We start from the raw sequence: 13,418 nt of genomic DNA on the forward strand, positions 1-13,418 counted from the left end.
CCGGCGGGGACCCCCACGGCTGAACCCCGGCCCGCGAACCTAGACTCTTGAGCCATGCGAAGTGAGCCTGTCGTCAGGGTCGAGGCCCTGGTGAAGCGGTACGGGACGAAGACCGCGGTGGACGGCCTCCATCTGACGGCGCGGGCGGGCATCACCGCCGTCCTCGGACCCAACGGCGCCGGCAAGACGACCACCGTCGAGACCTGCGAGGGGTACCGCAGGCCGGACTCCGGTACGGTGCGCGTCCTCGGCCTCGACCCGCTGAGACAGGGCTCCGACCTGCGCCCCCGGATCGGCGTGATGCTCCAGTCGGGGGGCGTCTACTCCGGTGCGCGGGCCGACGAGATGCTCCGCCACATGGCCGGGCTGCACGCCCACCCCCTGGACGTCGACGCCCTCGTCGAGCGTCTCGGCCTCGGCTCCTGCGGCCGGACGACGTACCGCCGCCTCTCCGGCGGCCAGCAGCAGCGCCTCGCGCTCGCCATGGCCGTCGTCGGCCGGCCCGAGCTGGTCTTCCTGGACGAGCCGACGGCCGGCCTCGACCCGCAGGCCCGCCGCGCCACCTGGGAACTCGTACGGGACCTGCGAGCGGACGGCGTCTCGGTCATCCTGACCACCCACTACATGGACGAGGCCGAGCAGCTCGCCGACGACGTCGCGATCATCGACGCGGGCCGGGTCATCGCCCAGGGCTCCCCCGAGGAGCTGTGCCGCGGCGGCGCGGAGAACACCCTGCGGTTCACCGGCCGCCCCGGCCTCGACGTGGGCTCCCTGCTCAAGGCACTGCCCGCCGACAGCTCCGCCGCCGAGCTGACTCCGGGCTCCTACCGGGTGATGGGCAAGGTCGACCCGCAGCTGCTGGCGACGGTCACCTCGTGGTGCGCCCAGCACGGGGTGATGCCGGACCGGATCTCGGTCGAACGGCACACCCTGGAGGACGTCTTTCTCGAAATGACCGGCAAGGAGTTGCGCTGATGACCGCCACGGGTACCTACACCCCCCGGCCCGGCGCGGCCCCGCTCCGCCGCATGATCGGGACCCAGGCGGCGCTGGAGACGAAGATGCTCCTGCGCAACGGCGAGCAACTGCTGCTCACCGCCGTGATCCCCACCCTCCTGCTGGTGCTGTTCAGCAGCGTGAACATCGTCGACACCGGCGCGGGCGAGGCCGTGGACTTCCTCACTCCCGGCATCCTCGCGCTCGCCGTCATGTCGACGGCCTTCACCGGCCAGGCCATCGCCACCGGCTTCGAACGCCGCTACGGGGTGCTGAAGCGGCTCGCCTCCTCTCCTCTGCCGCGCTGGGGCCTGATGACGGCGAAGACGCTGTCGGTCCTGGTCACGGAGATCCTCCAGGTGCTCCTCCTGACCGCGATCGCCTTCGCCCTGGGCTGGAACCCGCACGGCAATCCGGGGGCCGTCCTGCTGCTCCTGGTCCTGGGCACGGCCGCCTTCTCGGGCCTCGGCCTGCTGATGGCGGGCACCCTGAAGGCGGAGGCGACGCTGGCCGCGGCCAACCTGGTCTTCCTGCTGCTGCTGGTGGGCGGCGGGGTGATCGTGCCGCTCGACAGGTTCCCGTCCGGCGCCCAGGACGTCCTCGGCCTGCTGCCCGTCTCGGCCCTCTCGGACGGCCTGCGGGACGTGCTCCAGCACGGCGCGGGCATGCCCTGGGGCGACCTGGGGATCCTGGCGGTCTGGGCGGTGGTGGGGCTCGCGGCGGCCGGCCGGTTCTTCCGCTGGGAGTGACCGGGAGCAGCCGGACGCTCGGACACGGGGGACCCTCGTGAATGCGTGCACAAGCGGCCGCCTACGATGGGACACGTGCCAAACGTGACTCGCGCCGACGTCGTAGCCGCCGTGCGCAACCCCCTCGCCTTCATCGCCGCGCGCTGGACCCCCACCCGCCGGACGGTCCGGCGGGCGGCCCTGTCCGCGCTCGTGATGTCGGTGGTCATCGTGGTCACCGGTGGTGCCGTACGGCTCACGGGCTCCGGTCTGGGCTGCCCGACCTGGCCCAAGTGCACCGACGACTCGCTCACCGCCACCGGCGCGATGGGCTTCCACGGCGCCATCGAGTTCGGCAACCGCATGCTGACGTACGTGCTGTGCGCGGCCGTCGGCTGGGCGATCATCGCCGCGCGTTCCGAGAAGCCGTACCGGCGGAGCCTGACCCGGCTGGGCTGGGCGCAGTTCTGGCTGGTCATGAGCAACGCGGTGCTCGGCGGGATCGTGGTGCTCGTCGGCCTCAACCCGTACACGGTCGCGGCGCACTTCCTCGCCGCCTCGGCGCTGATCGCGGTCGCCGCGGTGATGTGGCAGCGCGCCGAGGAGGGTGACGGGGAGCCCCGCCCGCTGGTGGGCAAGCCCGTGCAGCAGCTGGTGTGGTTCCTGGTCGCCGCCTCGACGCTGCTGATCGCGGTCGGCACGGTGGTGACCGGCGCGGGCCCGCACGCCGGCGACTCCAGCGAGGTCGAGCGGATGCCGCTGGACTGGGAGACGGTCGCCAAGCTGCACGCCGTGCTCGCCTGGATCGTGGTGACGCTGACCTTCGCCCTGTGGTTCATCCTCAAGGCGGTGGACGCGCCGAAGAACCCGCTGGACCGTACCCGCGACCTGTTCCTGGTGCTCCTCGGGCAGGGCGTCATCGGCTACGTCCAGTACTTCACGGACCTTCCCGAGGCCCTCGTCGGCCTGCACATGCTCGGCTCCTGCCTGGTGTGGATCGCGGTGCTGCGCGTGCTGCTGGCGCTGCGCGAGCGCCCCGAGACGACGATCGACCTGCCGGGCCCCGCGGCGGAGGCCACGGTCGGCACCCGCGCGTGACCCACGCGCGGATGTCACAGGCGGACGAGTGACACCCGTACGAGCACACCCGTACGAGCACACCCGTACGAGCACACGTGCGAGTCGTACAGGCGCACAGGTCACGCGTACGCGGTGACCAGCCCGTCGATCGCGGGTCCCAGGTAGTCCCGGGTCAGCTCGGCACGGCGGGTCGGCCAGCGTTCGTCGGCCGGGCCGCCCCCCTCGTCGTAGCGGCGCCGCGCGATGTCCGCCACGACCTCCTTCGGCGCCCCCAGCGTGGGCAGTTCGTCGAGGGCCTGGCGCTTGGAGATCAGACGGCCGTCCCGCACGGTCACCGTCGCCCGGGCGAAGGTCAGCAGCCCGAGATCGACCCAGACGTCCTGGCGCCATAGGTGGGCCTTGTCGACGGCCGGCCGCCAGAAGTCCCGCTGGTCGCGGACGACGAAGTCGCCGAGCTCGCGGTCCGGCACGGGCGGGAGGAGGGCGCCGGGCGGCTTCCCGTGCAGCACCCGCCCGAAATCGAGCAGTTCGCGTCGGGTCACCGGGGTGACCGTGCGCCGGAACAGCCGACTGTGCGCCCAGGTGAGGTGCCGCCGCTCCGGACCGGCCGCCGTGCCGGGGGTGAGATAGGTGCAGTGCAGCAGCGGGGCGAGCGGCTCACCGCGCAGGCGGGCGTGCAGCCGGGCCAGGGCCCACACGGCGCGCGGTGTGAGGGGCCCCGCCAGGACCGCGATGAGGTCCAGGTCGCTGCGGCCCTCCTGGTAGTCGCCCCCGGCGAGCGAGCCGTGGGCCCAGACGGCGACGGGCTCCAGAGCGGGGAGTCCGGCGAGGAAACGGTCCAGTAAGTGTTCCGTGGGGCTGGTCATGCGCCCAGTCTCGTCACCTCAGCCCAGCCCGTACACCCGGCGCGCGTTGCCCGCGGCGATCAGTCCCGCCACCCGTTGCGCGTCCCCGGCCGACCACGCGCCCTCGGCGACCCAGGCGCCGAGCACCCGCGCGAGGGCCTCGCGGAACAGCCGTGCCCCGACCACGTGCAGCTCGGGCAGGCCCCGGGCCCCGCTGGAGAACAGGATCTTGCCGAAGGGGGCCAGCTCCAGGATCTCCGCGAGGATCGTCGCCGCTCGGGCGCCGGTCCGTACGAGCGCGGCGCCCGAGTCGGCGTACACGTGCGGGAAGACGCCCGCCAGGTGGGCGGCATGGCGGTGGTAGGGGTAGCCGTGCAGCAGGACGAGGTCGGTGCCGAGGCCGGCCGTCGCCCGCACGAAGTCCGTCAGCAGGACCGGATCGGTACGGTCGATGCGCGCTCCCGGCTCGCCGAGTCCGGCGTGCAGTTGCAGGGGCAGCCCCGAGGCGACGGCGATCCACAGCAGGTGCCGCAGCAGCACCGGGTCGAACAGCTCGCCACCGACCCTGCGCGTGGCCAGCCAGCGGCTCGCCGCGCCCCGCACCTCGCCCGGCCCGGGCGGCTCGGGCGCGAGGGCGAGACCGTGCCTGACCCCCGCGACGGAGGTGAACGCCACGGCGTTCGCGGCGGCCCCGTGGACCGACTCGGCGAGGTTGGCGAGGAAGGACTCGACGGTGCCGGAGGTGTCGGCGACCTGTTCGGCGAGGAGTTCCAGGCGCACGATCTCCCGCGCCTCGGCGGCGGCGGCCGAGGCGAGCTCGTCCGGCCCGGTGAGGTCGCCGGGCAGACCCGTGTCGACCAGATACATCGTGATGCCACTGCCGCGCAGCAGCCGGCGGCCCGTTTCCAGTACGCCGAGTTCACGACGCCGGGCGAGATAACGGGCGGGCGGCGCATGCGGTTCCAGACCGAGCAGCGGGGGGCACCAGCGGCGTACCGCGAACCCCGTCTGGGTGTCGAAGAGCGTCGTACCCGGGGCCGGCGGGCCCTCGGTACGGGCCAGCTGGGCCTCGAAGGTGCCGAGACCCAGCTCCGTTCTCAGGACGCCGTGGCAGTACTGGTCCACCAAGGACGGCGTTTCGATCATCCGGACTCCCCGGGAGATGGACCACGTCGTTTCTACGGGTCCTAACGGGTGACCGGGGTGTCAGGTTGTTGCTGCTCAGCCGTTCTTCGGTCCGCCGACCTGGATCCCGGCCATCCGCGTCCACTCGTACGGCCCCGTCTTCACCTTCGCCGCGAACTCGCCGTCGAAGGCCTCGTGGACGGTGATGCCGGCCTTCCCGACCGCGTTCTCGGCGATGGCGACCGAGGGGGCCACCAGATCGCCCCAGCCGCCGTCCTCGCCGACGAGGACGATGCGGGCGCCGCGCTCGCCGAGGTACGCGACCTGGCCCTCGGCCCCGCCGTGCTCCTTGGCGAAGGCGCTGATCTGCTTGGCCAGCCGGGCCGCCCTGCGCTCGGCCTTCGCGGCCCGCTTGGCGTCGGCGGTCTCGTCAACCTGCTTGGTGTCTGCCATGGCCAGGATGCTACCGACGGGTAGATCGAACGGCGACGGCCGGGGTGCGTGGCCTTGACCACGCACCCCGGCCGTTCAGCCGTGATGAGGCGTACCGAGCCGTCCTGAGGGGACCCGGCGGAGGAAGGGGCCGGGGGCCGAAACCCGGCAGGGGCCGGAACGCGGCGGGGCTCAGCGCAGGAAGGGGTCCACCGCGACCGCCACGAACAGCAGCGAGACATAGGTGATGGACCAGTGGAACAGCCGCATCTCCTTCAGCTTCCCGCCCGTGGCCTCGGCCTTCGCGCGGCTCTGCAGCGCGTGCGCCTCCCACAGCCACCAGCCGCCCGCCACCAGCGCGACCGAGGTGTAGAACCACCCGGTGTAGCCCAGCGGGGTCAGCAGCAGCGAGACGGCGACCATCACCCAGCTGTACAGGACGATCTGCCTGGCGACGGTCTTGTTGGAGGCGACGACCGGCAGCATCGGCACGCCCACGCGCGCGTAGTCGTCCTTGACCTTCATGGACAGCGGCCAGTAGTGCGGCGGGGTCCAGAAGAACATGACGAGGAAGAGGACGACCGGCGCCCAGGACACCGAGTCCGTCACGGCCGACCAGCCGATCAGGACCGGCATGCAGCCGGCGATGCCGCCCCACACGATGTTCTGCGAGGTACGCCGCTTGAGGATCATCGTGTAGACGACGACGTAGAAGAGGAGCGCGCCGAGGGCGAGCCAGGCGGACAGCCAGTTGACGGTCAGACCGAACAGGAGTGTCGAGACCACCGCGAGGGTGATGCCGAAGGCGAGGCATTCACGCGGGCTCACCATCCCGGTGACCAGCGGACGCTGCGAGGTGCGGTCCATCAGCGCGTCGATGTCACGGTCGATGTACATGTTCAGCGCGTTGGCGCCGCCCGCGGAGAGGTATCCGCCGAGGCAGGTCAGGACCACCAGGCCGAGGTCCGGAACGCCCTGCTGCGCCAGGAACATCACCGGGACGGTGGTGATCAGCAGCAGCTCGATGATCCGCGGCTTGGTCAGCGCCACGAACGCCTTGACCCGGGCGCCGAACGGTCGCCGGCTCTGGCTCGCCCCGATAATCCCCTCCCCCAGAGCCTTAAGGGCCTGGGAGGTACCCCCAGGACGGGATTCAACGGCCGTCACGCACACCCCTGACAGAGACTCCCAGCAAGCCCGCAGGTGTGAACTCCCCGTAAAGGCTCGCGCGTACCACGCCACTGTAGACGTTGCCCAGACCCCGGCATTCGCGGGGGTGGGGTCGTGTTGGACAGCACCCGCGGAAGAGCCGGAAGGCACTCTGTTGAGCACTCGTACGAGCGCCTCCGTATTCACTTGCCGAACAGGGAACACACCGGTCGGGAGGCGGACGACCACGACTCCCGGCAGTCTGGAACGACTCGAAAAAATGCACGTTCTCACGGGGGTAGGCTCGACAACGGCCGGTGGGCGCCGCGTGCACCGGCATTCGACATGCGTGACATGTGGAGAGGAGCCCTGACCCAGGGTGAGCACCAAGCCGACCACCACAGACCTCGAGTGGACCGAGTTGGACCAGCGGGCGGTGGACACCGCCCGCGTCCTGGCCGCCGACGCCGTACAGAAGGTCGGCAACGGCCATCCCGGTACGGCGATGAGCCTGGCGCCTGCCGCGTACACCCTCTTCCAGAAGGTGATGCGGCACGACCCGGCGGACGCCGACTGGGTCGGCCGCGACCGCTTCGTGCTGTCCGCGGGCCACTCGTCCCTGACCCTCTACACCCAGCTGTACCTGGCCGGCTTCGGCCTGGAGCTGGACGACCTGAAGTCGTTCCGTACGTGGGGTTCGAAGACCCCGGGTCACCCGGAGTACGGCCACACCACGGGCGTCGAGACGACGACCGGCCCGCTGGGTCAGGGCGTCGCGAACGCCGTCGGCATGGCCATGGCCGCCCGCTACGAGCGCGGTCTGTTCGACCCGGACGCCCCGGTCGGCGAGTCGCCGTTCGACCACTTCGTCTACGCGATCGCCGGTGACGGCTGCCTCCAGGAGGGCATCTCCGCCGAGGCGTCCTCGCTGGCCGGCCACCAGAAGCTCGGCAACCTGATCCTGCTGTGGGACGACAACCACATCTCGATCGAGGGCGACACCGAGACGGCCGTCTCCGAGGACACGGTCAAGCGGTACGAGGCGTACGGCTGGCACGTGCAACGGGTCGCCCCCAAGCCGGACGGCGACCTGGACCCGCACGCCCTCTACGACGCGATCGAGGCCGCGAAGCAGGTGACGGACAAGCCGTCCTTCATCGCGATGCGCTCGATCATCGCCTGGCCCGCCCCGAACGCGCAGAACACCGAGGCCGCCCACGGCTCGGCGCTCGGCGACGACGAGGTCGCGGCCACCAAGCGCGTCCTCGGCTTCGACCCGGAGAAGTCCTTCGAGGTCGCGGACGAGGTCATCGGCCACACCCGGGGCGCCCTCGAGCGCGGCCAGGCGGCCCGCGCCGTGTGGGAGAAGTCCTTCCAGCAGTGGCGGGACAACAACCCCGACCGCGCCGCCGAGTTCGAGCGCGTCGCCGCGGGCGAGCTGCCCACCGGCTGGGAGGAGAAGCTCCCGGTCTTCGAGCCCGGCAAGGGTGTCGCCACCCGTGCCGCGTCCGGCAAGGTGCTCCAGGCGCTCGGCTCGGTCATCCCCGAGCTGTGGGGCGGCTCCGCCGACCTCGCGGGCTCCAACAACACGACGATCGACAAGACGTCGTCGTTCCTCCCCGCGGACAACCCGCTGCCGGAGGCGAGCCCGTACGGCCGCACCGTGCACTTCGGTATCCGCGAGCACTCCATGGCCGCGGAGATGAACGGCATCGCCCTGCACGGCAACACGCGCATCTACGGCGGCACGTTCCTCGTGTTCTCCGACTACATGCGCAACGCCGTACGTCTGTCCGCCCTCATGCACGTGCCGGTGACGTACGTGTGGACGCACGACTCCGTCGGCCTCGGCGAGGACGGCCCGACGCACCAGCCGGTCGAGCACCTCGCGTCGCTGCGCGCGATCCCGGGCCTGAACGTCGTCCGCCCGGCCGACGCCAACGAGACCGCGATCGCCTGGCGCGAGATCCTCAAGCGCTGGACGAAGGTCTTCGGCAAGGGCGCCCCGCACGGGCTGGTCCTCACCCGCCAGGGCGTGCCGACGTACGAGCCCGACGAGAACGCCGCCAAGGGCGGCTACGTGCTGTTCGAGGCCTCCACGGGGACGCCGGAGGTGCTCCTCATCGCGACCGGCTCCGAGGTGCACGTCGCCGTCGAGGCGCGCGAGCGACTGGAAGCCGACGGTGTGCCCACGCGTGTGGTGTCCATGCCGTCCGTGGAGTGGTTCGAGGAGCAGGACCAGGGGTACCGGGACAGCGTTCTGCCCCCGTCCGTCAAGGCCCGGGTCTCGGTCGAGGCCGGTATCGGTCTCACCTGGCACAAGTACGTCGGGGACGCCGGCCGCATCGTTTCCCTGGAGCACTTCGGTGCTTCCGCCGACGGCAAGGTCCTCTTCCAGGAGTACGGCTTCACTGCCGAGAACGTGGCCGCGAAGGCCCGGGAATCCATCGCCGCCGCCCAGCGCTGACGCTCACATACGACACGTAGGAGATGTAATTCCATGACAGACGCACTCAAGCGCCTCTCCGAAGAAGGCGTCGCGATCTGGCTGGACGACCTGTCGCGCAAGCGGATCACGTCCGGCAACCTCGCCGAACTGATCGACCAGCAGCACGTCGTGGGCGTCACCACCAATCCTTCGATCTTCCAGAAGGCGATCTCTCAGGGCGACGGCTACGACCAGCAGCTGTCGGACCTCGCCGCCCGCAAGGTCACCGTCGAAGAGGCCATCCGCATGATCACGACGGCGGACGTCCGCGACGCCGCCGACATCCTGCGCCCGGTCTTCGACGCCACCGGCGGCCAGGACGGCCGGGTGTCCATCGAGGTCGACCCGCGCCTGGCCCACCACACGAAGCCGACGGTCGCCGAGGCCAAGCAGCTGGCTTGGCTGGTCGACCGTCCCAACACGCTGATCAAGATCCCGGCCACGATGGGCGGCCTGCCGGCCATCACCGAGGTCATCGGCCTGGGCATCAGCGTCAACGTCACGCTGATCTTCTCGCTGGAGCGCTACCGCCAGGTCATGGACGCCTACCTGGCCGGCCTGGAGCAGGCCAAGGAGCGCGGCCTGGACCTGTCGAAGATCCACTCCGTGGCGTCCTTCTTCGTGTCCCGCGTGGACACCGAGATCGACAAGCGGCTCGACGCGCTCGGCACCGAAGAGGCCAAGGCCGCCCGCGGCAAGGCCGGCCTCGCCAACGCCCGGCTCGCCTACCAGGCGTACGAGGAGGTCTTCGCCGGCGAGCGCTGGGCCGCGCTGGAGAAGGCGGGCGCCAACAAGCAGCGTCCGCTGTGGGCCTCCACCGGTGTGAAGGACCCCGCCTACAAGGACACCCTGTACGTGGACGACCTGGTGGCACCGAACACGGTGAACACCATGCCGGAGGCGACCCTGTTCGCCGCCGAGGACCACGGCGCGATCACCGGCAACACCGTCGCCGGCACCTACGAGCAGGCCCGCGCCGAGATCGACGCCGTCGAGAAGCTCGGCATCTCCTACGACGAGGTGGTCCAGCTCCTCGAGGACGAGGGCGTGGACAAGTTCGAGTCGTCCTGGAACGACCTGCTCAAGTCGACCGAGGCGGAGCTCCAGCGCCTCGCCCCCTCGGAGGGCTGAACTCTGTCGAGCAGCAACCCGCTGCGTGACCCCGCCGACCGACGGCTCCCGCGTATCGCGGGGCCGTCGGGCCTGGTCATCTTCGGCGTCACGGGCGATTTGTCCCGGAAGAAGCTCATGCCCGCCGTGTACGACCTCGCCAACCGGGGTCTGCTGCCGCCGGGCTTCTCACTGGTGGGCTTCGCGCGCCGGGAGTGGGAGCACGAGGACTTCGCGCAGGAGGTCCACGACGCCGTCAGGGAGCACGCCCGCACGCCCTTCCGCGAGGAGGTCTGGCAGCAGCTCGTCCAGGGCATGCGCTTCGTGCAGGGCACCTTCGACGACGACGACGCGTTCGAGCGCCTCCGGGCCACGATCGAGGAACTCGACAAGGCGCAGGGCACGGGCGGCAACTTCGCCTTCTACCTCTCCGTGCCGCCGCGTTCGTTCCCGGTGGTGATCCAGCAGCTGAAGAAGCACGGGCTGGCCGATCAGAACAACGGCTCCTGGCGACGCGCGGTCATCGAGAAGCCCTTCGGCCACGACCTCGCCTCGGCCGAGGAGCTCAACAAGGTCGTCCACGAGGTCTTCGGGTCGGACCAGGTCTTCCGCATCGACCACTACCTCGGCAAGGAGACCGTCCAGAACATCCTGGCGCTCCGCTTCGCCAACACCATGTTCGAGCCGATCTGGAACCGGTCCTTCGTGGACCACGTGCAGATCACCATGGCCGAGGACATCGGCATCGGCGGCCGGGCCGGCTACTACGACGGCATCGGCGCCGCCCGTGACGTCATCCAGAACCACCTGCTCCAGCTCATGGCCCTCACCGCCATGGAGGAGCCCGCCTCCTTCGACGCCGACGCGCTGGCCGCCGAGAAGACCAAGGTGCTCGGCGCCGTGCGGCTGCCGAAGGACCTGGGCCGCGCCACCGTGCGCGGTCAGTACGCGGCCGGGTGGCAGGGTGGCGAGAAGGCCGTCGGCTACCTCGAAGAGGACGGCATCGACCCCAAGTCGAAGACCGACACCTACGCGGCCGTCAAGCTGGAGGTCGACAACCGCCGCTGGGCGGGCGTCCCCTTCTACCTGCGCACCGGCAAGCGCCTCGGCCGGCGGGTCACCGAGATCGCGGTCGTCTTCCAGCGGGCCCCGCACTCCCCCTTCGACTCCACTGCCACCGAGGAGCTCGGCGCCAACGCGATCGTCATCCGCGTCCAGCCGGACGAGGGCATCACGGTCCGCTTCGGCTCCAAGGTGCCCGGCACCTCCATGGAGATCCGGGACGTGTCGATGGACTTCGCCTACGGCGAGTCCTTCACGGAGTCCAGCCCGGAGGCGTACGAGCGCCTCATCCTCGACGTGCTGCTGGGCGACTCGAACCTCTTCCCCCGCACGGAAGAGGTGGAGCTGTCCTGGAAGATCCTCGACCCGATCGAGCAGTACTGGGACAAGAACGGCAAGCCCGCACAGTACCCCTCGGGCACGTGGGGGCCCGTCGAGGCCGACCAGATGCTCGAGCGAGACGGACGGAGCTGGCGCCGGCCATGAAGACAGACCTCACGGACACCACTGCCAGCAAGATCAACAAGGCGCTGGTGCAGGGCCGCCGCGCGATAGGCACACCCGCCGTCGGCATGGTGCTCACCCTCGTCGTCGTCACGGACGAGGAGAACGCCTACGACGCCCTGAAGGCCGCCAACGACGCGTCGCGCGAGCACCCCTCGCGCACGCTCGTGGTCATCAAGCGCGTCTCGCGCTCCCCCCGGGGCCGCACCCAGTCCCGCCTCGACGCAGAGGTACGGCTGGGCGCGGACGCGGGCAGCGGCGAGACCGTGATCCTCCGGCTGTACGGCGAGGTCTCCGACCACGCCCAGTCCGTCGTGCTGCCGCTGCTGCTGCCGGACGCCCCGGTGGTGGTCTGGTGGTCGGTGGACGCGCCGCGCGACCCGGCGGGCGACCCGCTGGGCGCCCTGGGCCAGCGCCGGGTCACCGACAGCTACGCGGCCGAGAAGCCCATCAACGAGCTGCGGGCGCGAGCCGAGAGCTACGAGCCCGGCGACACCGACCTGTCCTGGGCCCGGATCACCCCGTGGCGCTCGATGCTGGCCGCCGCCCTCGACCAGGTCAGCTGCGAGATCGTCTCCGCCGAAGTGGCGGGCGAGGAGTCCAACCCGAGCGTCGAACTGCTCGCCATGTGGCTCGCCGACCGGCTCCATGTGCACGTCCGGCGCGCGGTCTCGGCCGGTCCCGGTCTGACCCAGGTCCGGATGGAGACGACCGGCGGCCCGATCACGCTGCACCGGTCGGACGGGGCGATGGCCACCCTGGCGCTGCCCGGCCAGCCGGACCGCGCGGTGGCGCTCAAGCGCCGCGAGACGTCCGAGCTGCTCGCGGAGGAACTGCGCCGGCTCGACCCCGACGACACGTACGCGTCGGCCCTGCGGTTCGGCGTGGACCGGCTGGGCGGCATCCAGTCGGCCGCGGAGCGGGTGGCGGAGCGGGCCGAGGCCGCTTCCCATCCCCCGCCGTCCCTCCCGGTCCGTACGGTGGCGGACCCGGCGGCCGCCGGCCGCGACTCCGAGCCGGCTCTGCCGCCCACCGCCCCGCCGGGTCCCGGCGACACCGACCGGCCGTCTCCGGCCCAGATGCCGCCGGTCAGGAAAGCGGAGCCGCAGTGAGCACTCCGCAGCTGGTCGTGCACCACGACAAGGAACTGATGGCGCAGGCCGCCGCGGCCCGCCTCATCACGAAGATCGTGGACGCCCAGGCCTCCCGGGGCCAGGCGTCCGTGGTCCTCACGGGCGGCCGCAACGGCAACGGCCTGCTGGCCGCGCTGGCCGCCGCGCCCGCCCGTGACGCCGTCGACTGGTCCCGGCTCGACCTGTGGTGGGGCGACGAGCGCTTCGTGCCCGAGGGCGACCCCGAGCGCAACGTCACGCAGGCCCGTGAGGCCCTGCTGGACTCCGTCCCCGTGGACCCGAAGCGCGTGCACGCCATGCCCGCGTCGGACGGTCCGTACGGCGCCGACGTGGAGGCGGCAGCGGCCGCCTACGCCGAGGAGCTGGCCCGCGCGGCCGGCCCGGAGAACCATGGCACCGTGCCCGCCTTCGACGTCCTGATGCTGGGCGTCGGCCCGGACACCCACGTGGCCTCGCTCTTCCCGGAGCTGCCGGCCGTGCGGGAGACCGAGCGGACGGTGGTCGGCGTCCGGGGCGCGCCCAAGCCCCCGCCGACCCGGGTCACCCTCACCCTCCCGGCGATCCGGGCGGCCCGTGAGGTGTGGCTGCTGGCGGCCGGCGAGGACAAGGCACAGGCCGCGGCGATCGCCCTGTCCGGCGCGGGCGAGATCCAGGCCCCGGCGGCGGGAGCCCGTGGCAGGTCGCGCACCCTGTGGCTCCTGGACTCGGCGGCGGCCTCCCGGCTCCCGAGGTCGCTGTACCCTCCGGCGTCCGCCTGACCGATCAA

At 71.4% G+C, this 13,418-nt stretch carries 12 protein-coding genes; 8 read left to right on the forward strand and 4 right to left on the reverse strand.

Annotated elements, in window-relative coordinates:
* Window positions 1–54 precede the first annotated feature (54 nt).
* From ACIPFH_RS32760 to ACIPFH_RS32770, 3 genes are all read left to right on the forward strand, one after another.
* Window positions 55–975 carry an ABC transporter ATP-binding protein gene (locus tag ACIPFH_RS32760; protein WP_401832205.1) on the forward strand — a complete coding sequence of 307 codons (921 nt, stop codon included), beginning with the start codon at window positions 55–57 and terminating at the stop codon, window positions 973–975.
* The gene (locus tag ACIPFH_RS32765; RefSeq protein WP_401832208.1) at window positions 975–1,745 is read left to right on the forward strand and encodes an ABC transporter permease; all 771 of its coding nucleotides are present in this window, start codon (window positions 975–977) and stop codon (window positions 1,743–1,745) included. The genes ACIPFH_RS32760 and ACIPFH_RS32765 overlap by 1 nt, the downstream gene beginning before the upstream one ends.
* 66 nt (window positions 1,746–1,811) lie before the next feature.
* A complete protein-coding gene (locus tag ACIPFH_RS32770; protein ID WP_356250727.1) occupies window positions 1,812–2,822 on the forward strand; it encodes a COX15/CtaA family protein in 1,011 nt (336 codons plus the stop codon).
* Between the two features lie 101 nt (window positions 2,823–2,923).
* Here ACIPFH_RS32770 and ACIPFH_RS32775 read toward each other — a convergent pair whose 3' ends face one another.
* From ACIPFH_RS32775 to ACIPFH_RS32790, 4 genes are all read right to left on the reverse strand, one after another.
* Entirely contained in the window at window positions 2,924–3,670 is a 747-nt protein-coding gene (locus tag ACIPFH_RS32775) for a nucleotidyltransferase (RefSeq protein ID WP_401832210.1), read from the reverse strand.
* 18 nt (window positions 3,671–3,688) lie between these two features.
* Window positions 3,689–4,795 (reverse strand): amidohydrolase family protein, encoded by a 1,107-nt coding sequence (locus tag ACIPFH_RS32780; RefSeq protein ID WP_401832212.1) that lies wholly within the window; start codon window positions 4,793–4,795, stop codon window positions 3,689–3,691.
* Window positions 4,796–4,870: 75 nt separating this feature from the next.
* Window positions 4,871–5,227: a hypothetical protein gene (locus ACIPFH_RS32785; RefSeq protein WP_401832213.1), complete on the reverse strand. Its 357-nt coding sequence runs from the start codon at window positions 5,225–5,227 to the stop codon at window positions 4,871–4,873.
* Window positions 5,228–5,398: 171 nt separating this feature from the next.
* Window positions 5,399–6,379 carry a heme o synthase gene (locus ACIPFH_RS32790; RefSeq protein WP_401832214.1) on the reverse strand — a complete coding sequence of 327 codons (981 nt, stop codon included), beginning with the start codon at window positions 6,377–6,379 and terminating at the stop codon, window positions 5,399–5,401.
* A gap of 355 nt (window positions 6,380–6,734) precedes the next feature.
* Between ACIPFH_RS32790 and tkt the strand changes: the two genes are divergently transcribed.
* From tkt to pgl, 5 genes are read left to right on the forward strand one after another with little or no spacing between them, the layout of a single operon-like run.
* On the forward strand, window positions 6,735–8,822 hold the full coding sequence (gene tkt / locus ACIPFH_RS32795) for a transketolase (RefSeq protein WP_401832216.1): 2,088 nt from the start codon (window positions 6,735–6,737) through the stop codon (window positions 8,820–8,822).
* Window positions 8,823–8,855: 33 nt separating this feature from the next.
* Window positions 8,856–9,974, forward strand: a complete 1,119-nt coding sequence (tal, locus tag ACIPFH_RS32800; protein WP_401832218.1) for a transaldolase — start codon at window positions 8,856–8,858, stop codon at window positions 9,972–9,974.
* Window positions 9,975–9,977: 3 nt separating this feature from the next.
* Complete coding sequence (gene zwf / locus ACIPFH_RS32805) at window positions 9,978–11,501, forward strand: glucose-6-phosphate dehydrogenase (protein ID WP_401832634.1); 1,524 nt, start codon at window positions 9,978–9,980, stop codon at window positions 11,499–11,501.
* On the forward strand, window positions 11,498–12,631 hold the full coding sequence (opcA, locus tag ACIPFH_RS32810) for a glucose-6-phosphate dehydrogenase assembly protein OpcA (protein WP_401832220.1): 1,134 nt from the start codon (window positions 11,498–11,500) through the stop codon (window positions 12,629–12,631). The genes zwf and opcA overlap by 4 nt, the downstream gene beginning before the upstream one ends.
* Window positions 12,628–13,410 carry a 6-phosphogluconolactonase gene (gene pgl, locus ACIPFH_RS32815; protein WP_401832223.1) on the forward strand — a complete coding sequence of 261 codons (783 nt, stop codon included), beginning with the start codon at window positions 12,628–12,630 and terminating at the stop codon, window positions 13,408–13,410. Before opcA ends, pgl begins: the two co-directional genes overlap by 4 nt.
* The last annotated feature ends 8 nt before the right edge of the window (window positions 13,411–13,418 follow it).

This window comes from Streptomyces sp. NPDC088157 (genome assembly GCF_044741545.1).
Taxonomy (GTDB): Bacteria; Actinomycetota; Actinomycetes; order Streptomycetales; family Streptomycetaceae; genus Streptomyces.